We start from the raw sequence: 19244 nt of genomic DNA on the forward strand, positions 1-19244 counted from the left end.
AACTTCATGTGAAGACTTCGATTCTAATACGAAAAACGCAAGTAAATCAAGCGGCAGTGCTCAAGCGGTGTGGGTTTGCGCCACACGGCCCGAAATCCAGGACAGGCAGGCGCAGGTCGCCAGCGTGGTCGTCAGGGGCAGGGCGCTGTCTGTCTGCCAGGCGCTGACGGCAAAACCGGCCAGCGCGCCGCAGGACAATTGCAGCGTCCCCAATAAGGCAGACGCCGCGCCCAGCCGCTTGCCTTGCTCCGACAGCGCCAGCGCTGCCGAATTGGGGTTCACGAAACCCTGACTACCCATATAGCTGATCAAGCACAGCATCAAAAGGGGCAGGGTCATCCAGCCCGCGAGCGTCAGCGCAACGGCCACCAGGCTGGCCAGCGCCAGCGCCGTCAGCGCTTTGCGTTGCAGCTGGCGGGGCTTATAGGTGCGCAGCAGGCGGGCGCTGATCTGCGAACAGATAATCAGCGACAGCGCGTTGGTGCCAAAGAGCAGGCCGTAGTACTGGGGGGCCACGCCATACAGTTCGATGAAAACGCGCGGCGATCCAATGATGTAAGCGAACATGCCCGCCTGCCCAAAACCGCCGGCCAGGCTGTGCGCCATGAAGCCGCGATGGCGGAACAGGTCACGATAGTTGCGCAGGATGGTGCTCCAGCGCAGCGGCACCACGCGTTCGGGCGCAAGCGATTCCTTCATGATCTTCGCCACGGCAAACATCAGCATGGCGCCGCCGGCAAGCATGATCCAGAACAGGCTGCGCCACGATGTGATGGCCAGCAACTGCCCGCCCGCAAGCGGTGCAAGAATCGGGGCCAGGCCCATGATCAGCATCAGCAGCGACATCGCGCGCGCCGCTTCATGGGTTTCGTAATGGTCGCGGATCACCGCACGCGGAATCACAATGCCCGCCGCGCCGCCCATGGCTTGCACGACACGCCAGCCGGTCAGCGCTTCGACGGAACCCGACAGCGCACACCCCAGCGACGCCACCATGAACAGCGCCAGCCCCACCATCAGCGGCGGCTTGCGGCCAAAGCGGTCGGCCATTGGGCCGTAGAACACTTGCGCCAGCGCCAGGCCGATCAGGTAGGCCGCCAGCGTGCGTTCGACATCGCCGCGCGGCACGCCCAGGTTCGCCGCAATGGTCGGGAACGCGGGCAGGTACATGTCGATGGCGAACGGGCCGATCGCCGTCAGCGCGCCCATGAGGATGAGCCAGCCGGGCAGGCCGGAGCGGGAAACGGGTGATGGGGGCATTGTGGTGGCGGTAAAGCGCAGAGGTGTAGCGCAAAAACAGTGCGCAAAGACAAGGCGCGAATGCGTTTGTTGCAGGGGTTGCGCCAAGCCAGCGACTTTATCACGGGCAACCTGACACGCAAATTTAAGCGGTTTTCCGATAAAGTCGTTGGCGTCCGACCGTGTTCAGAGGAGAGGCCGTGAATCCTTTGTTGTCTGTTGTGGAACGCAAACTCGACGCGTTGCCCGTCACCGTCCAACTCGTTCTGCCTGACGGCGTGGTGCTGGGTCCGCCCGACCCGCGCGTGCGCTTTGTCACGCATGACAAGACCGCGCTGGCCCATCTGGCCGAAGGCGCAGTCGGGGTGCTGGGGCAGGACTATGTCGAAGGCCGCATCGATATCGAAGGCAATATGCGCGATGTGATGGCGGCGGCGTCAGCGCTGATGCCCGGGTCTCCGGTCGACGCGGCGCGCGGCGGCTGGCTGACGGAACTGGTGCGCAAAGTGATGTCGGTGTGGCGCCATTCGATTGAGCGGGACGCCAAACAGATCGAATTCCATTACGACCTGTCAGACGATTTCTACGCCTTGTGGCTAGACCCGCGCCGGGTCTATTCCTGCGCTTATTACCGCACGCCGGACATGACGTTGGCGCAGGCCCAGGAAGCCAAGCTCGATCACATCTGCCGCAAGTTGCGCCTGCAAGCCGGCGAGCGCTTTCTGGACGTGGGGGCGGGTTGGGGCGGCTTGCTGCTGTGGGCGGCCGAGCATTACGGCGTGGACTCCACCGGCATCACGCTGTCGCGCAACCAGCATGCGCACGTGACCAAACTGATTCAGGAAAAAGGCCTGGCGGGCCGCGTCCGCATGGAACTGCTGGACTACCGTAAGCTGGATGAATCCCAGCCCTACGACAAGATTGCATCGGTGGGCATGTTCGAGCACGTGGGCCGGGCTCAGTTGGAGGGCTACTTCGCCAAATTGCGCCGCCTGCTCAAACCGGGCGGACTGATCATGAACCATGGCATTACCGCCGCCGGCGTCTACAACGCCGAGCTGGGCAACGGCATGGGCGAATTCATCGAAAAATACATCTTCCCCGGCGGCGAGCTGACCCACATCAGCGTCGTGATGGAAGCCATGACCAATGGCGGCCTGGAGGAAGTGGACATCGAAAACCTGCGGCCGCACTACGCGCGCACGCTGTGGGCCTGGAGCGACGCGCTGGAAGCCCGCTTGCCCGAAGCCGCGCAGGTATTAGGCGGCGAGCAGGGCGCACGGTCATTGCGGGCGTACCGCCTGTATCTGGCCGGCTGCGCCATGGCGTTCGAGCACGGCTGGATCGCGCTGCACCAGATCTTGGGCCAACCGCCCGCCACCGGCCGCCCGGACGAACTCGACAACCCCGCCGACCTCTCGTACCCATGGCGGCGCGACTATATGTATAGCGGTGACCGCTGAAAGTCGGACGGAATCAGGGTAGGTAACGGGCACGCATTCCCGCCACAACTCTTGCTTGATCCTGCATCCTGGGCGCTGCGCGTCGGCGGGGATGGCTCAGCCGCGCGCATTCCTTTGCAAAGGCGTGCAAGCAATGAGAATCGGCGGATTCCCTTCGACGACCAGACGGCTGATCTATGTGCTTCCCATCATCATGGGGACCGTGGAGTACTTGCTCCGCGTGGGTTTCCGGCAGCCAGACAAGGACGCCTTTTTTCCGATTTCGCTGACGGTTGCGGGCATCGGCTTGTTCGTTGCGTTGACGGCGGCGTCCAGTCGTGAAGCCTGCCAAGGAGGGATGGCCCGGTCCATCGCGGCGTTGAGTTTTTGGATGGCGCTCCTTGGCGCGGTGTGCTGGATCTACCTTTTGATGGCGTCGTTCAGTAATGAAGTCCGAGAAATCATGGAGTTCTCGCCGTTCGTCATCGGGAGTAGCTACTATTTTGCGGGAACGGTGGCAACGGAATGGATGGCGAGGAGGCTATGAATATCTATCACCATATCTCGGCATTTTGGGGCGATTACGCACCCGTTGTATGGATGACGATTGTGACCTGGGTGGGCATGCGAGTCGTGTTCTGGCTTGAGGATCGCGTTCGTGAGCGCCGGTATCGTGCGGCGGGGCCGGGCATTCGTCAGCGTCTGACGGTGTTGCAGGCGCAGCGCCAGCGCGCCCAGCGCATCCTGGCCAGAATCAACGCGGAAGAGGCAAGGCTGCGATGAATTGAACGGTGGATAGGGCACAACACGGCGCTCGCGGCGTTGACTCTCTGACATGCCCCATGCTGCGCTGCATTATTTCTGCAAACCCGTCGTCGCTCTAACCGTCCAGAAGCCGATCGCCGCGCCGATTCTCCGCCGCTTCCAGCTGAATTTCACCTGAATTTATGCTCAGAAAGAGCTTAAAACGGCGATTTCCCGGCCTTCTGGAACGCCTTGAATGTACTAATAAGAACATAATATTTACTGAATGTATCTTCATTTTTGACCCATTATTCCCCAGAGGAAATTCGCAATTCGCCTCGGTTTACTCCGGGTAATCCCGTACAGATTTTCTTGGGAATGTATCTGTTTCATTCACCCCAGGGGTTGGGCGGCGCAGCAATTTCGTTTAAGATGCTGCCTTCTTCGTTCAGTTTGTTCACTTTCTGTGGGTTTTCAAAAACCGCGTTTTTGAAACCTCTGTCTTGCAAGACTCCGCACCTTTGCGGTTCCTCTTGTCGCTAGTGTCGGTTTGTATTGGCGGTTCTGCCCGTCTTCCGCACAACCCCCTTAGCTCCATGGCACTTCCGGGCCAGACCCGGCGTGTGTCCCTGAACCTATGGAGGCAAAAGCCAATGCGTTTTACCCCTGTCAAGACCCTGGCCGCCGCGGCCGTTCTGTTTGCGTTTGCCGGTGCAGCCCAAGCTGCCGACGCGCCGCAATGTGAAATCAAGCGTCCGGTCAATTTCGGCGCCATGAACTGGGAATCCAACCTGGTCCTCGTGGATGTCGAACGTTTCATCATGGAAAAGGGCTACGGTTGCAAAACCGAAACCCTGCCGACGGAAACGCTGCCTGCTCTGGCTGCGCTTGAGCGCGGCGATCTGGATATCAATACCGAGATTTGGCTGAACAGCGTGGCCGAACCTTGGGAACGCGCTGAAAAGACCGGCAAGGTCAAGCGCATCGGCGACCTCTACATGGGCGCCGAAGGCTGGTACATCCCCCGCTACACGGCCGAACGCCTGCCTGAACTGAAGTCCGCGGCCGACCTGCCGAAGTTCAAGGACAAGTTCAAGGACCCGGAAGAACCCGGCAAGGGCCGTTTCTACGGCTGCCCGGCGGGCTGGGGCTGCGAAGTCACCAGCAACAACCTCTTCCACGCCTTGAAGCTGGACGACACCTACACGCTGTACTCGCCCGGCACGGGCGCGGCGCAAAAGGCGGCGTTGATGTCGGCCTACAAGCGCAAGCAGAACGTCGTCTTCTACTACTGGTCGCCCACGCCGCTGGTTGGCGCGATGGACCTGGTCAAGCTGGACATGCCGCCCTACGACGCCGAAAAGCACAAGTGCCTGACGTCGCCCAAGTGCGCCAAGCCCGAGGCCAGCGCCTATCCTGACAATCCCGTCTTCACCGCGGTGAACACCAAGTTCTCCGAAGAAGCCCCGACGCTGACCGCCTTCCTGTCGAAGGTCTCGGTGCCGCTGCCGGTGATCAATGAAACCCTGGCCCACATGGAAGAGTCTGGCGACGATTCCAACACGGTGGCCAAGTGGTTCCTGAAGAACAAGCCCGATGTCTGGACCAAGTGGGTCCCCGCAGACGTCGCCGGGCGCGTCCAAAGCGCGCTGTAACGTAACGTGGTGCTGGTGCCGCGCCCTTGTGGCGCGTGCCGGCCCGGCCAGCGGGACGTGTTCCCGCCAGCTGGGCCTCCCCGAAGGCAAAGCCCTTCAGGAAGCACCCTGAATAGGAAAGCCCCTAAGGGAAAAAGCCCCGTGGCGGGCATGTTGCCCTGGGTTTTTTCCCCTGGGACGGCCGTTTGCCGGACGCATGCGTTCGGAAGCAAGCACATGGCGCCGCCCCTTCCAGCAGCCGGTTTCCAACCGGAAGTGTCCTGGCTGCATGGACATCCGATTACTCGGAATGCGTGGCGGCGGCTGCCACCAAGCGCCCCAGAATGGAGTCAAAGATATGTTTCCTGAAATTATTCCCGCCCGTCAGGTCAGGGCGGCGATCGACGGGTTCGTCGATCACCTGGTCACCAATTACGCGGACACGCTAGAGACCCTGTCTCAGCCGGTCCTGCACGCCTTGGTGTGGCTTGAACAAGTGTTGCGCAGCTCGCCCTGGTGGGCGGTGGTTGCCGTGACCATCGCCATCGCCTATGGCGTGAGCCGCCGTATCGGCCTGAGCCTGGCGATGGGCGCGCTGCTGTGCGTCATCGGCGTGCTGGGCTTGTGGGACGCCGGCATGCAGACGCTGGCGCTGATGATCATGGCCGCGGGCCTGTCGGTGGTAATCGGCATTCCGTTGGGCGTGCTGATGGCGCGTGTGAACTGGCTGCGCTCCATCATGCTGCCCGTGCTGGACGTGATGCAGACCATGCCCAGCTTCGTGTACCTGATTCCGGTTGTGATGTTGTTTGGCCTGGGCAAGATTCCCGCCATCATCGCCACCGTCATCTACGCCGTGCCGCCGCTGATCCGCCTGACCGACYTGGGCATCCGCCTGGTCGACCGCGAAGTGCTGGAAGCGTCGCGCGCGTTCGGCGCCAATCCGCGCCAGCAACTCTTTGGCGTGCAGTTGCCGCTGGCGCTGCCCAACATCATGGCCGGTATCAACCAGACCACGATGATGGCGCTGTCGATGGTGGTGATTGCGTCGATGATCGGCGCACGCGGCCTGGGCTATGAAGTGCTGCTGGGGATCAACCGTCTGGAAGTGGGCCGTGGCCTGCTGGCAGGCTTGGGTATCGTGGTGCTGGCCGTGCTGTTCGACCGGATCACGCAATCGTATGGACAGCGCATGCGCATGGGAGGCCAGCGATGAGCAAGATCGAAGTCAAGAACATCTACAAGGTCTTTGGATCGCATCCGAAGAAGTGGCTGCAAGCGGCCCAGGGCGGCATGAGCAAGGAACAGCTGTTGGCCGAAAGCGGCCACACGCTGGGCCTGCGCGACATCAGCCTGTCGATTGAAGAAGGCAGCATCTACGTCATCATGGGCTTGTCGGGTTCCGGCAAGTCGACGCTGATCCGTCACTTCAACCGCCTGATCGAACCCAGCGCCGGTCACATCCTGGTCGACGGCGTGGACGTGGTCAGCCTGAACAAGCGCGACCTGGAAGTCTTCCGTCAAAAGAAGATGAGCATGGTGTTCCAGCGCTTTGGCCTGTTCCCGCATCGCACGGTGCTGGACAACGCCGCGTACGGCCTGACCGTGCAGGGCGTGGGCAAGGCGGAACGCGAAAAGCGCGCCCGTGACTGGCTTGAGCAAGTGGGCCTGGCCGGTTTTGAAAACCAGTATCCGCATCAGTTGTCGGGCGGTATGCAACAACGTGTGGGCCTGGCGCGCGCGCTGGCGACCGACGCCGAAATCCTGCTGATGGACGAAGCGTTCTCCGCACTGGACCCGCTGATCCGCCGCGAAATGCAGGATCAGCTGCTGCAACTGCAAGCCAAGCTGAACAAGACCATCGTGTTCATCACGCATGATCTGGACGAAGCGCTGCGCCTGGGCAACCGCATCGCCATCCTTAAGGACGGCGAACTGGTGCAGGAAGGCACGCCGGAAGACATTCTGCTGAATCCGGCCAACGATTATGTGCAGTCGTTCTTGCAGGACGTGAACCGCACCAAGGTGCTCAACGCCACGCACGCCGTGAACCCGGCGCGCCTGACCTTGACCATGCGTTCGCGCCCCGCGCACGCGCTGGACCGCATGCGCGCCATGGACTACCAGTACGCGCCGGTGCTGGACGGCAAGCGCCTGGCCGGTGTGCTGACGGCCATGGCGGCCGAGCAGGCCATTGAGCAAGGCGCACGCGATGTGTCGCGCTTTGTCGAGGACCTGGCCTCGGTGCCCGCCACCGCCGGCCTGGGCGAAGTGCTGGCCCAGCTGGTGCACAGCGACCAGCCGGTTGCCGTCACGGGCGAAGACGACGAGTTCCTGGGCATGTTGTCGCGCAAGAAGGTCGTGGAATTGGTGACGCCTGCGTTGACCGAGTCCGCGCCTGCGGAAGCGGTTGCCAGCGAGCTCGAAGGCCAGCCCGTGCCGGAACACCGGGGCGAAGCGGCCTGACCCTGACGGTGCGGTTGACGGGGGCGTCCCGGCATCGCGCATCGTCGCCCATCATCGCCCAAGCTTGACCCTTTTGCCCGCATGCAATCCCTTGCATGCGGGCAAAGTCGTTTTATGATGGCTGGCCGGTCAGTTCGGCCGGTTTCTCCCATTCGGATTATCGGAAGCCGTCATGCCCATTTTGAATGTCCAGATCCTGCAAGGCCACTCGGCCGCTCAGAAAGCCGCGCTGTTGACGGCCGCCTCGAACGCGGTCGTCGAGAGCATCGCCGCGCCGCTGCCCAGCGTGCGTATCGTGTTGCAGGAAGTGCCTGCCGAGAACGTGATCGTGGCCGGTGAAATCGGCAAGCGCATGGTGCGCGTGGACGTGGCGCTGATCGAAGGCCGCGACGAAGCCAAGAAGGCGGCGCTGATCGCGGCGTTGAACCAGGCCGTGTGCACCAGCATCGACATCTCGGGCGAAGACGTGCGCGTCCTGATCCGCGACGTGCCCAAAGTCGACATGGGCGTGGCCAACGGCATCAGCGCCAAAGCCGCTGGCCGTTAAGCCCACGCATCCGCCGTTCGATTACTGCATCTTCAAGCCCAGTTCCGCCACGAACTGTTTTTCCTCCGCCACCTGACGGACGGCGTATTCGGTATAGGCCGCGCTGTCCATCAGCATGTGCGGCTGATCCGCATTTTCCAGCGCGCGGTTGTACTCCGGATCTCGGGACGCGCGGTGGAACGCCTTTTGCAGCACCGCCACCACCTTCGGGTCCATCCCCTTCGGCCCCGCGATGCCCACCGGGTTCGACGCAATGATGGGGTAGCCCAGTTCGGTCAGCGTGGGCACGTCAGGCACGCGTTTGGCGCGCGCCTCGCCCATCACCGCCAACAGGCGCGCCTTGCCGGTGTCGATCATTGGCCCCCATCCGGCGTCCGACACCATCTGGATGTGGCCGCCCAACAGCGCGGTCGTTTCTTCCGCTGCGCCCTTGTACGGAATGAAGTTGAAGCGCACGCCCGTCAATCGCGACAGACGTTCGATGGCGATGCGGCCCGAGCCACCCGCACCGGTGCCGCCATAACTGACCTGATCCGGATTCGCGCGCGCGTGCGCGATCAGCTCGTCCAGCGTTTTCCAGGGCGCATCCTGGCGCACGACGATGCCGTAGGAATACGCCGTCATGCACGCCACGTAGGTGAAGTCCGTGAGCGGGTCGTAGTTCACCTGTTGCAGGAACGGATAGCGGAACAGCGTGCCGACCACGACGGACACCGTGTAGCCATCGGGGGCCGTGGTGTGCGCCATCGCCGCCGGGCCTAGCGTGCCGCCTGCACCGGGGCGGTTGGCGATGATGACCGTCTGCCCCAATTCGCGCGAGGCTGCGACTGCCAGTGCGCGCATCTGCGTGTCGGTGGCGCCGCCCGCGGGAAACGGCACGATCAGCGTGATGGGGCGCGTGGGGAAGGTGGCCGCGCGCGCGGGCTTGGCCAGCGTCAGAGCGGCGGGCAGCGCCAGCCCAAGCTTCAGCAGGCTGCGGCGTCCGGGCGAGGCGGTGCTGCGAGGATGATCAGTCATGGTTGTCTCCGTCCTGATTGTTATGGGTACAGCGGGTCTTTGGCAGCGCCACTTGTCACGGCGGCATCCGAACACGGCGGCGCGCGCTACCGCGCAATGCCGCGCTCGGTCAGGCTGGCGATGCCGGCATCGTCGTAACCGGCTTCGCGCAGAATCTGATCGGTGTGTTCGCCGGGCAGCGGGGCCTGGCGATGAATCGCAAATTGAAAGCCCGACATCTTCACGGGGCTGCCGATGTGCGCGCCGGGGCCATAGACCTCGTGGCGCGCGTGATGCACCATGCCGCGCGCATTGAAGTGCGGGTGCACCAGGCTGTCAGACAGTGTCAGCACAGGCGACACGCAGCAATCGGCGTCTTCAAGCAATTCCACCCAATGCGCCAACGGCCGCGAACCGAACAGGCTTTGCAGTTCGCCTTTCACGTGCGCCTGTTGCGCGGCGCTGTCGTCGCGGTGCAGTGCAATCAGGTCGGGCCGATCCAGCCGGCGGCACAAGGTGTTCCAGAATTTTGGTTCCAGCGCCGCCACCGCCAGATAGCGCCCGTCTTGCGTGCGGTACTGGCCGTAACACGCCAGCGCGCCCGACAACGTATCGCCGCCGGACGGGCGCGTATCGCCATGCGCATTCAGCGTGGCCAATGGCACCACCGCCCCGGCAAGCAGTCCATCGGCAATGGCGATGTCCACATAGCGGCCCCGGCCCGTGCGCTGCGCATCCACCAGCGCTGCAAGAATGCCCATCACCGCCGTCAATGATCCGCCCAGAATGTCGGCGACCGGCAGGTTGGACAGCGCGGGCTGATCCGGCCCGCACCCCATTTGATCCGCCACGCCGGCATAGGCCGAATAGTTCAGGTCGTGTCCGGCCGCATCCCGCTGCGGGCCATCCTGGCCGTAGCCCGTGATGCTGCAATACACCAAGCGCGGATTGTGCTGGGACAAGGTGTCGTAATCGGCCTTCAATCGCGCCGTCACACCGGGCCGGAAGCTCTCGATCAGCACGTCGGCGTCGCGCACCAATGCGGCCAGCGCGGCTTGCCCGTCGGGGTGTTTCAAGTCCAGCCGCAAGCCGCGCTTGTTGCGGTTGCACACGGCGCGCAGGGCGGGCGGCGCGTAATCGCCTGCCTGCGTGTCTTCGATCTTGATCACGTCTGCGCCCAGGTCGGCCAGGTACTGCGCGCCCAGCGGGCCGGGCAATAAACGCGACAGGTCCAGGATCTTGATGCCCGCAAGCGGGGCGGTGTTCGGCGTATCCAAAGAGGGACTCCGGTAAATACGAAGAGGCGGCCAGTCAGGGGCGCGATCCAGTCTAGGCGCGGCTTTGCGGCGAACCAATGGCGAAATCGCTGATTCCACTTGGCGGGAATGCTCATGCCGGGCATTCCTTGCCGCCATGGCTTTGGCTACCATCAGCGCTACCGGTGCTCGCCAAGCCGTAGGAATCCGCCATGACGCATCACACCATTGCCGTCGGGCATATCGCCCAGATCCTGCAAGGCGCGCGCAGCCGGGGCGTGGATGTTGATCGCGTCCTGCTGCGCGCCGACGTGCCGCCTGCGCTGTTGCAGGCGCCGATGGCGCGCGTGTCGCAAGCGCAGTTCGCGCAGATATTGCGGATGCTGCGGCGCGCCACCCGTGACGATTTTCTGGGCATGGGACAACACCCGGTGCCGCTGGGCGTGTTCGCGCACGCATGCCGGCTGGCCTTGCAGGAAGCCACCATCGGTGATGCGCTGCGCGTGGCGTTCCGTTATTACCACGGCGTGCTGCGCGACTTCACCGCCCGCCTGTGCGTCACGGGCGACGCCGCCCACATCGTGCTGGACGCCCGTGGCGCGCGCCACTGCACGCAGTGGTACGGCGAGCGCACCTTTCTCTTTTTCACGCTCGGCGTGGCCAACTGGCTGGCCGCGCGCCGCATTCCGATTCTGGGCGTGGACTACAACGGTGGCACGCGCAGCGCCGATGCGCACAAGGTGTTCCATGCGCCTGTACGCTATGGCCAGACGGTAACGGGCCTGTGGCTGGAGTCGCGCTGGCTTGCGCTGCCCGTCGTGCAGGACGCGCAATCACTGAAGGCCTTTCTAGCCAATGCGCCGTTCGACCTGCTGGTGAAGTACCAAGACCGCGCCACGCTTACCGACCGTATCCGGCGGCTGCTGCGCAATGACTTGTCGGCCGACCTGCCGTCGCTCGCGCAAATCAGCGCGCAGCTGTCGATGACGCCGCAAACGCTCAGGCGGCATCTGCGCGAAGAGGGCCAAGGCTTCCAGGTGCTGAAGGATGACTTGCGGCGCGATGCGGCGGTGGAGTATCTGGGGCGGCATGAGTTGTCGTTGATGGACATCGCCGACCGCCTGGGCTTCTCGGAATCCAGCACGTTTCATCGTGCATTCAAGAAATGGACTGGCGTGTCGCCCGGCGAATACCGGCGCCATCAATTGGTGTGTGGCCCCCGCGCACCCGCTGACACTTTCCGCCAATCCATTTGACGCCTGCGGCCATTGCCGCCATGCGCGCCCGGCGGGAAGCTAGGGGCTCGTCAACGGCTGGGCAGAAGACTGCCGGCCAGACAGCACAGCGGGCCACAGAGACCCGCGCCGCAGGAGACAACGGTGATGTATCTGACGCAAGGCCTGCACCGCGCCAGCAGGCTGTATCCCGGCAAGACCGCGCTGCGCGAAGACGCGCAGCGATGGACGTATCCCGAACTGCTGGCCTGGGCCGCACGCAAGGCCGCCGTGTTGCGCGCCAGCGGGGTGCAGCCGGGTGACCGCGTCGCGTTGTTGGGCGTGAACAGCGCCGCCTATGTGTCGTCGATGCTGGCGTGCTGGTGGCTGGGCGCGGCGATTCAACCCTTGAACACGCGCTGGAGCAGCGCAGAGCTGACGCAAGGGCTGGCAGACGGCGCACCGCGCCTGCTGTTGGTGGACGACGCGCTGGCCCCGCGCCTGGATGAAGTCACCCCGCCGTCTTCCACGCAGACCGTGTCGTTCGCCACGGTGGAAGCGCAAGCTGAATCCGCCGCGCCCCTTGACGATCTGCGCGCGGGCGGCGACACGCTGGCCGCCATCTTGTACACGGGCGGCACCACCGGCTTTCCAAAAGGCGCGATGCTCACGCACGCCAATCTCTGGAGCGCCGCCGTCGCCCGGCTGGCCACGGTGCCCACCGACGCAGACAGCTGCGTGCTGCTGGTGGCGCCGCTGTTTCATGTGGCGGGGCTGGGGCGCTTGATGGGCCAGTTGCTGGCGGGCGGCTCGGTGGTGATGCAGCGCGGTTTTAACCCCAAGGCGGTGCTGCGATCCTTGCAAGATGACGGCGTGTCCGAAGTGCTGCTCGTGCCCAGCATGATCCAGATGCTGCTGGATGACCCTGACTTCTCAAGCTATCGCCTGGACGGCGTTCAGCGCGTGATCTGGGGCGCATCACCCATTGCACCGGCCTTGCTCGACCGCGCGCTGGCCGCATTTCCGCAAGCGGAATTCGTACACGCGTATGGCATGACGGAAACCTCGGCGCTGGTCGCCATCCATCGCCACGTGCGCCACGGCGGCGCACGCATGCACTCCGTGGGCCGGCCCGCCGTGGGCGTGGAAGTGCGCATCCTGACGCCCGATGGCGAAGAGGCTGCCGTCAACCACGTGGGCGAACTTGCCGTGCGCGGCCCCATGGTGATCTCGGGCTACTGGAACCTGCCCGACGCCACCGCCAGCGCGTTCTCGCAGGGGTGGCTGTTGACCGGAGACGCCGCGCGCATAGACGAAGACGGCTACCTGCATGTGGTGGACCGCCTGAAAGACATGATCGTCAGCGGTGGCGAAAACGTCTACGCCGCTGAAGTCGAGGCCGCGCTGGCGCAGCACGAGTCGGTGGCGCGCTGCGCCGTGATCGGCGTGCCGCACGAACGCTGGGGCGAAGCCGTGCACGCCGTGATCGTGCCGCGTGCGGGCCATGCCCTGGATGCGGACGCGCTGCGCGCGCATTGCCGCCCGTTGCTGGCCACCTACAAATGCCCCAAGAGCTATGACTTTCGCAACGAACTGCCGATGTCGGCCGCCGGAAAAGTATTGAAGTCCGCGCTACGGCAAGGCCATGAACCCCCGCGTGCGGCAACGGCCGCCACGACCCCACAGGAGAAGCAGGCATGAATCGAAAAGTATGGGTGGCCGGTGTCGGCATGATCCCGTTCAGCAAACCCGGCGCAAGCGATCCCTATTCCGTGATGGGCATGCGCGCCGTGCGCGAAGCCTTGACGGATGCCGGCGTGCCTTACGACGCCGTGCAACAGGCTTACGCCGGCTACGTGTACGGCGACTCCACTTCCGGTCAGGCGGTGGTGTACGGCGTGGGCCTGACGGGCATTCCCGTCTTCAACGTGAACAACAACTGCGCCAGCGGGTCGTCGGCCTTGTTCCTGGCGCGTCAGGCCGTGGARAGCGGCGCGGTGGAMTGCGCGCTGGCGGTGGGCTTTGAGCAGATGGTGCCGGGCGCGCTGAAGGGCGTGTACGAAGACCGGCCGTCGCCGCTTACCGAATTCGTGTCGTCGATGTCGGGCCTGCAAGGGTACGACACCGACAAGCCGCGCGCCGCGCAATTCTTTGGCGGCGCCGGGCGCGACTATATGAAAGAACATGGCATCCGCGCCGACACGTTCGCGCGCATTTCGGTCAAGGCGCGCCAGCACGCCGCGCGTAATCCGTACGCCGTATTCCGCCAGACCGTCACCTTGGACGAAGTGCTGGCCGCGCCCATGATCTTTGATCCGTTGACGCGGCTGCAATGCTGCCCGCCCACCTGCGGCGCGGCGGCCGCCATTCTGTGTTCGGAAGATTTCGCACGCCGCCACAGCTTGAACCCGGCCGTCAGCATCGCCGCGCAAGCCATGACGACCGACACGCTTTCCACCTTTGGCGAACGGGACATGCGCAAACTCGTCGGCGCCGACATGACGCGCGCCGCGGCGGATCAGGTCTACGAGGCCGCGGGCGTGGACCCGGCCGATGTAGACGTGGTGGAACTGCATGACTGCTTCACGGCAAATGAATTGATCACCTACGAAGGCCTGCGGCTGACGCCCGAAGGCACCGCCGAAAAATTCATTGTCGATGGCGACAACACCTACGGCGGCCGCGTGGTGACCAATCCTTCAGGCGGCCTGTTGTCCAAGGGCCATCCACTGGGTGCAACCGGCTTGGCGCAATGCACGGAGCTGGTGTGGCAGTTGCGCGGGCAGGCCGACTTGCGTCAGGTGGAAGGCGCCAGGCTGGCGTTGCAGCACAACCTGGGGCTGGGCGGCGCGTGCGTGGTCACGCTGTATCAAGCGGCCTGAACCCAGCAGCCTGAACTCAGCGCCCTGATTCCAGCCACCTCAGTCAACAAGAAGGAAAGACTCCCATGTTGGACACCCGCCATATCGGCGCCAAGCTTCCCGCCTTCACCACGACGGTGGAAGCCGGCCGCTTGCGCTTCTTCGCCAAGGCGACGGGCCAGGACGACCCCGTCTACACCGATGACGACGCGGCGCGCGCGGCCGGCCATCGTGGCCTGCCCGTACCGCCCACGTTCTTCTTCTGCCTGGAAATGGACAGCCCGCGCCCGGCCGCCATGCGCGAACTGCTGGGCATCGACATCGGTCGCGTGCTGCACGGCGAGCAGGGCTTCACGTATCACGCCATGGCCTGTGCGGGCGACGTGCTGCGCTTCGAGCCGCGCATCACCGACATCTACGCCAAGAAGGGCGGCACGCTGGAATTCGTGGTGCGCGAAACGCGCGTAAGCGACGCCGCAGGAAATCTGGTGGCCGAGATGCGCGCCGTGACGGTGGTGCGCAATGGCTAAGGGGGCAGACATGGAATTACGAGGCTTGGATGCACGAAGCGTCGACCCACACCGCCTGGACGCTGCCCGCGCGGGCGATGCGCTGCCCGGTTTCACGGCCGGCCCCATCAGCCGGCATGCGCTGGCGTTGTACTGCGGCGCCTCGGGCGACCACAACCCCATCCACGTCGACATCGACTTCGCACGCGCAGCCGGTATGGACGATGTGTTCGCTCACGGCATGTTGTCCACCGCCTACCTGGCGCGCTTGCTGACGAACTGGGCGCCGCAATCGGCCTTGCGCGAATTCGCGGTGCGCTTCGTGGCGATCACGCATGTGGGCGATGAAGTGCGCTGCACCGGCCAGGTTGTCGAACGTTTCGACGCGCAAGGCGAAACGCGCTTGCGCGTGGAACTGCAAGCGCGCAGCCAGGCGGGTGAACTCAGATTAAGCGGCGTGGCGGTGTTGGCCGCGCGTTGAAAACCAAACAGGAGCAAGACAATGGGAACGCTAGAAGGCAAGGTTGCGCTGGTGTCCGGATCGGGGCGCGGCATTGGTCAGGAAATCGCGTTGAAGCTGGCGCGCGAAGGGGCGAAGGTGGTGGTCAATGACCTGGACGCCGGGCCTGCCGAAGACACCGTGGCGATGATCCGGCAGGCGGGCGGGCAGGCGCAGGCGTGCGCTGGCAGCGTCACGGAAACAGGCTTTGCCGAGCGCTTCGTGGGTACGGCCATCGATACGTTCGGCGGCCTGGACATCATCGTGAACAACGCCGGCTACACCTGGGACAACGTCATCCAGAAGATGACGGATGAGCAATGGGACGAGATCCTGGCGGTGCATCTGTCGGCCCCGTTTCGTATCTTGCGCGCGGCCTCGGGCTTCATCCGCGAAGCCGCCAAGGCCGAAGCCGCCGATGGCCGCGAAGTGTTCCGCAAGGTCGTGAATATTTCTTCGACGTCGGGCGTAATGGGCAACGCGGGCCAGGCCAACTACGCGGCGGCCAAGGCGGGCATCAATGGCCTGACGCGCGCGCTGGCCAAGGAATGGGGGCGCTACAAGGTCAACGTGAACAGCGTGGCGTTCGGCCTGATCAAGACGCGCCTGACCGAAGCGGCCGCCGATGGCGACGCCACGCTGGATATCCAGGGCCGGCAGATCAAGGTGGGCGTGAACCCGCAGGTGCTGAAGAACGCCGAAAGCCTGATCCCGATCGGGCGCGCTGGCACGCCGGCCGAAGCGGCGGGGGCGGTGTATTTGTTCTGCCTGCCTGAATCCAACTACGTCAGCGGCCAGGTGCTGGTCGTGGGCGGCGGCCGTCCGTGAACGGCCAGGAGACCACGATGGACACGCCACGGCAAGGCTGGATGGATGCCGACCTGACGCTGTTTCAGGATTCCACGCGCCGCCTCTTTGAAAACGAATTTGTGCCTGACGAAGAAAAGTGGCGCAAGCAGCAGCACGCTGACCGCGAGGTCTGGCATAAGGCCGGGCGCATGGGCCTGTTGTGCGTCAGCATGCCCGAAGCGTATGGCGGCGGCGGGGGCAGCTTTGCGCACGAAGCCATTGTGGCGGCTGAGCAGGCGCGCGCCATGGTCTACGGCTTCAGCAACAACGTGCACAGCGCCATTCTGGCGCACTACATTCTGAACTACGGCACCGAGGCGCAAAAGCAGCGCTGGCTGCCGAAGATGGCCACGGGCGAACTCGTGGGCGCCATTGCCATGAGCGAGCCGGGGGCCGGGTCCGACTTGAAAAGCGTGCGCACGACGGCGGTGCGCGACGGCGATACGTATGTGGTCAACGGCTCCAAGACCTTCATCACCAATGGCCTGCATGCCGACCTGATTTGCGTCGTCGCCAAGACTGACCCGCAGGCCGGGTCGCGCGGCGTGTCGCTGGTCATGGTTGAAACGCAGGACTTGCCCGGCTTCCGGCGCGGGCGGCTGCTGGAAAAGCTGGGCCAGAAAAGCCTGGACACCGCCGAGCTGTTCTTTGACGGCGTGCGCGTGCCCGCCGCCAACCTGCTGGGTGAAACCGAGGGCCGTGGCTTTTCCCAGCTGATGCAGCAACTGCCGCGTGAACGCCTGCTGATTGCGGTGGGCGCGGTGGCCACCATGCGCCGCGCCATCGACGATACCGTGGCCTACACGTCCACGCGGCAAGTCTTTGGCCAGCCGCTGATCGACATGCAGAACACGCGCTTCAAACTCGCTGAATGCGAGACCGTCGCCACCATCGCCGCACGCTTTGTCGACGACTGCATTGCGCGGCAGCTGGCGGGCACGCTGGACCTGTCCACCGCTGCGATGGCCAAGTGGTGGACGACCCAGATGAACTGCCAGGTGATCGATGAATGCCTGCAACTGCACGGCGGCTACGGGTACATGCTGGAATACCCCATCGCCCGCATGTATGCCGATGCGCGCGTGGGCAAGATCTACGGCGGCTCAAACGAGATCATGAAAGAAATCATCGCCCGCGGCATGACCGCCTGACGCGGCTCACCCGACGAGCGGGAACCGGAGACAACGGATGCAGCAAGCGCACTATCAGTACTGGCCCAAGGGGCTGCCGGCTGAGATCAGCCCTCCCCAATCCAGTCTGTATTTCAACCTGGAGGCCGCGGCCACGCGCTATCCCGCCAAGCCCGCCATCGTGTTCTATGACACGGTGCTGGACTACGCGCGGCTCAAGCGCGAGGTTGACGCCATGGCCGGTTATCTGCAACACGGCGCGGGCGTGACGGCGGGCGACCGCGTGTTGCTGTTCAGCCAGAACTGTCCGCAGTTCATCATTGCCTACTACGCGGTGCTGCGCGCGGACGCGGTGGTGGTGCCGGTGAACGCCATGAGCACGCCGGAGGAGCTTGCGCATTATCTGGATGACAGCGGCGCCCGCGTGGCGTTCGCCGCGCAGGAGCTTGCGGGGCGCCTGGCGGGCTTTGTCGAAGACGGCCGGCTGGACCGGGTAATCGTGCATACGTATTCGGATTATCTGGGGGCAAGCAAGTACGCATACTCGGACAAAGGCGAAGACAAAGACCGGGGGACGGACAACAAGGCAGACGACAGCAGCGTGGCGCCGCCCGAACTCATCGCCGCACCGCGCCGCGCGCCGGACGTTGCCGGCGGCGTGCCGTGGTACGGCGCAATGGCGGTCAATTCGCCGCCGCTGCCGCACAAGGCGAAGGCGGGCGATCTATGCCTGCTGCCCTACACATCCGGCACGACCGGCCGGCCCAAGGGGTGCCGCCACACGCACGGCACGCTGGGCGCGGCGGTGACGGGGTCGCAGCTGTGGCGCGGGCTGACATCCGAAGCGGTCATCATGGGCGTGGCGCCCCTGTTCCATTTGCTGGGCATGCAGAATTGCATGAATCTGCCGATCTTGCTGGGCGCCACCGTCGTGCTGCTGCCGCGCTGGGACCGGCACGTGGCCGCGCAACTGATGGCGCGGCATCGCGTCAGCGTCTGGGCCGCGCCGCCCGCGATGATCGTGGACTTCTTCGCACAACCCGGCATCGAATCGTATGACCTGTCGCGCCTGGCCTTGCTGTGCGGCGGCGGCGCGCCCATGCCCGAAGCGGTGGCGGCGATGCTGGCCGAGCGCTACGGCATCATCTTCAACGAAGCCTACGGCCTGACCGAGACCGCGTCCTTCCTGCACTGCAACCCCATGAACCGCAACAAGCGCCAATGCATTGGCGTGCCGACTTTTGGCGTCGACACGCGGGTGGTCGACCCGTCCACGTTGCAGGAACTGCCGCCCGGTGAAGTCGGCGAACTCGCCACGCGCGGCGCGCAGATCATGCAAGGCTATTGGAACAACCCGGCAGCAGACGCCGAGGCCTTCTTCATGCTGGATGGCCAACGCTATTTCCGCACGGGGGATCTGGGGCGGGTCGATGAAGACGGCTATTTCTTCGTCACCGACCGGCTCAAGCGCATGATCAACGCGTCGGGCTACAAGGTCTGGCCGGCGGAAGTCGAGAACGCGCTGTACGACCACCCTGCCGTCCACGAGGCCTGCGTCATCGGCGTGCCGGACGCGTGCCGTGGCGAAACGGTAAAGGCCTTGCTGGTGTTGCGCCCCGAGGCGCGTGACAGCGCCAGTGAAGACGAGGTCATCGCCTGGGCGCGTGCCCGCATGGCGGCATACAAAGCCCCGCGCATCGTGGAGTTTGTGGACGCGCTGCCCAAGTCCAGCACAGGCAAGATCCTGTGGCGGCAATTGCAGGAAGCGGGGCGGGCGACGGCGTTGAGCGCCGCCAGTGGCTGAAAGCCGAAAGTCCTACCAAAGCGTAATGAATTCGTTGCGTTAAACCCATTCTCA

General features: G+C 64.4%; 18 protein-coding genes. 15 read left to right on the top strand and 3 right to left on the bottom strand.

Features of this window, described 5'->3' with window-relative positions:
• Window positions 1-60: 60 nt before the first annotated feature.
• Complete coding sequence (locus AC1DSJ_RS03280) at window positions 61-1260, bottom strand: Bcr/CflA family multidrug efflux MFS transporter (protein WP_441371710.1); 1200 nt, start codon at window positions 1258-1260, stop codon at window positions 61-63.
• Between the two features lie 179 nt (window positions 1261-1439).
• Here AC1DSJ_RS03280 and AC1DSJ_RS03285 point away from each other — a divergent pair, with 179 nt between their 5' ends.
• The 7 genes from AC1DSJ_RS03285 to AC1DSJ_RS03315 all read left to right on the top strand — a co-directional run bounded on the left by AC1DSJ_RS03285 (window position 1440) and on the right by AC1DSJ_RS03315 (window position 8072).
• Window positions 1440-2702 (top strand): class I SAM-dependent methyltransferase, encoded by a 1263-nt coding sequence (locus AC1DSJ_RS03285; RefSeq protein WP_441371711.1) that lies wholly within the window; start codon window positions 1440-1442, stop codon window positions 2700-2702.
• A 55-nt stretch (window positions 2703-2757) separates the two neighbouring features.
• On the top strand, window positions 2758-3228 hold the full coding sequence (locus tag AC1DSJ_RS03290) for a hypothetical protein (RefSeq protein ID WP_441371712.1): 471 nt from the start codon (window positions 2758-2760) through the stop codon (window positions 3226-3228).
• Entirely contained in the window at window positions 3225-3464 is a 240-nt protein-coding gene (locus AC1DSJ_RS03295; RefSeq protein ID WP_156336983.1) for a hypothetical protein, read from the top strand. The genes AC1DSJ_RS03290 and AC1DSJ_RS03295 overlap by 4 nt, the downstream gene beginning before the upstream one ends.
• 614 nt (window positions 3465-4078) lie before the next feature.
• A complete protein-coding gene (locus AC1DSJ_RS03300) occupies window positions 4079-5080 on the top strand; it encodes an ABC transporter substrate-binding protein (protein ID WP_054427124.1) in 1002 nt (333 codons plus the stop codon).
• A gap of 337 nt (window positions 5081-5417) precedes the next feature.
• Window positions 5418-6275 (top strand): ABC transporter permease, encoded by an 858-nt coding sequence (locus AC1DSJ_RS03305; RefSeq protein ID WP_054427125.1) that lies wholly within the window; start codon window positions 5418-5420, stop codon window positions 6273-6275.
• Window positions 6272-7525, top strand: coding sequence for a quaternary amine ABC transporter ATP-binding protein (locus AC1DSJ_RS03310; protein WP_054427126.1), 1254 nt, complete (start codon window positions 6272-6274; stop codon window positions 7523-7525). The genes AC1DSJ_RS03305 and AC1DSJ_RS03310 overlap by 4 nt, the downstream gene beginning before the upstream one ends.
• 172 nt (window positions 7526-7697) lie before the next feature.
• On the top strand, window positions 7698-8072 hold the full coding sequence (locus tag AC1DSJ_RS03315; protein ID WP_054427127.1) for a tautomerase family protein: 375 nt from the start codon (window positions 7698-7700) through the stop codon (window positions 8070-8072).
• 21 nt (window positions 8073-8093) lie between these two features.
• On the opposite strand, the gene AC1DSJ_RS03320 is transcribed toward AC1DSJ_RS03315, so the two are convergent.
• Both AC1DSJ_RS03320 and AC1DSJ_RS03325 read right to left on the bottom strand, forming a co-directional pair.
• The gene (locus AC1DSJ_RS03320) at window positions 8094-9089 is read right to left on the bottom strand and encodes a tripartite tricarboxylate transporter substrate binding protein (protein WP_175171078.1); all 996 of its coding nucleotides are present in this window, start codon (window positions 9087-9089) and stop codon (window positions 8094-8096) included.
• Window positions 9090-9175: 86 nt separating this feature from the next.
• Window positions 9176-10345, bottom strand: coding sequence for a CaiB/BaiF CoA transferase family protein (locus AC1DSJ_RS03325; protein WP_441371713.1), 1170 nt, complete (start codon window positions 10343-10345; stop codon window positions 9176-9178).
• A 191-nt stretch (window positions 10346-10536) separates the two neighbouring features.
• Here AC1DSJ_RS03325 and AC1DSJ_RS03330 point away from each other — a divergent pair, with 191 nt between their 5' ends.
• The 8 genes from AC1DSJ_RS03330 (at window position 10537) to AC1DSJ_RS03365 (ending at window position 19190) form a co-directional block, all read left to right on the top strand.
• On the top strand, window positions 10537-11580 hold the full coding sequence (locus AC1DSJ_RS03330; protein WP_441371714.1) for an AraC family transcriptional regulator: 1044 nt from the start codon (window positions 10537-10539) through the stop codon (window positions 11578-11580).
• A gap of 126 nt (window positions 11581-11706) precedes the next feature.
• Window positions 11707-13239 carry an acyl-CoA synthetase gene (locus AC1DSJ_RS03335; RefSeq protein ID WP_441371715.1) on the top strand — a complete coding sequence of 511 codons (1533 nt, stop codon included), beginning with the start codon at window positions 11707-11709 and terminating at the stop codon, window positions 13237-13239.
• Window positions 13236-14420: a lipid-transfer protein gene (locus AC1DSJ_RS03340; RefSeq protein ID WP_476760264.1), complete on the top strand. Its 1185-nt coding sequence runs from the start codon at window positions 13236-13238 to the stop codon at window positions 14418-14420. Before AC1DSJ_RS03335 ends, AC1DSJ_RS03340 begins: the two co-directional genes overlap by 4 nt.
• A 65-nt stretch (window positions 14421-14485) precedes the next feature.
• Window positions 14486-14929 (top strand): MaoC family dehydratase N-terminal domain-containing protein, encoded by a 444-nt coding sequence (locus tag AC1DSJ_RS03345; protein ID WP_441371717.1) that lies wholly within the window; start codon window positions 14486-14488, stop codon window positions 14927-14929.
• Window positions 14930-14954: 25 nt separating this feature from the next.
• Window positions 14955-15389: a MaoC family dehydratase gene (locus AC1DSJ_RS03350; RefSeq protein ID WP_441371718.1), complete on the top strand. Its 435-nt coding sequence runs from the start codon at window positions 14955-14957 to the stop codon at window positions 15387-15389.
• A gap of 21 nt (window positions 15390-15410) precedes the next feature.
• Complete coding sequence (locus AC1DSJ_RS03355) at window positions 15411-16235, top strand: SDR family NAD(P)-dependent oxidoreductase (protein WP_054427135.1); 825 nt, start codon at window positions 15411-15413, stop codon at window positions 16233-16235.
• 17 nt (window positions 16236-16252) lie between these two features.
• Window positions 16253-17407, top strand: coding sequence for an acyl-CoA dehydrogenase family protein (locus AC1DSJ_RS03360; protein WP_441371719.1), 1155 nt, complete (start codon window positions 16253-16255; stop codon window positions 17405-17407).
• 37 nt (window positions 17408-17444) lie between these two features.
• Window positions 17445-19190 (top strand): long-chain-fatty-acid--CoA ligase, encoded by a 1746-nt coding sequence (locus AC1DSJ_RS03365; protein ID WP_441371720.1) that lies wholly within the window; start codon window positions 17445-17447, stop codon window positions 19188-19190.
• Window positions 19191-19244 lie beyond the last annotated feature (54 nt).

This window comes from Achromobacter sp. 01N37 (assembly GCF_056399725.1).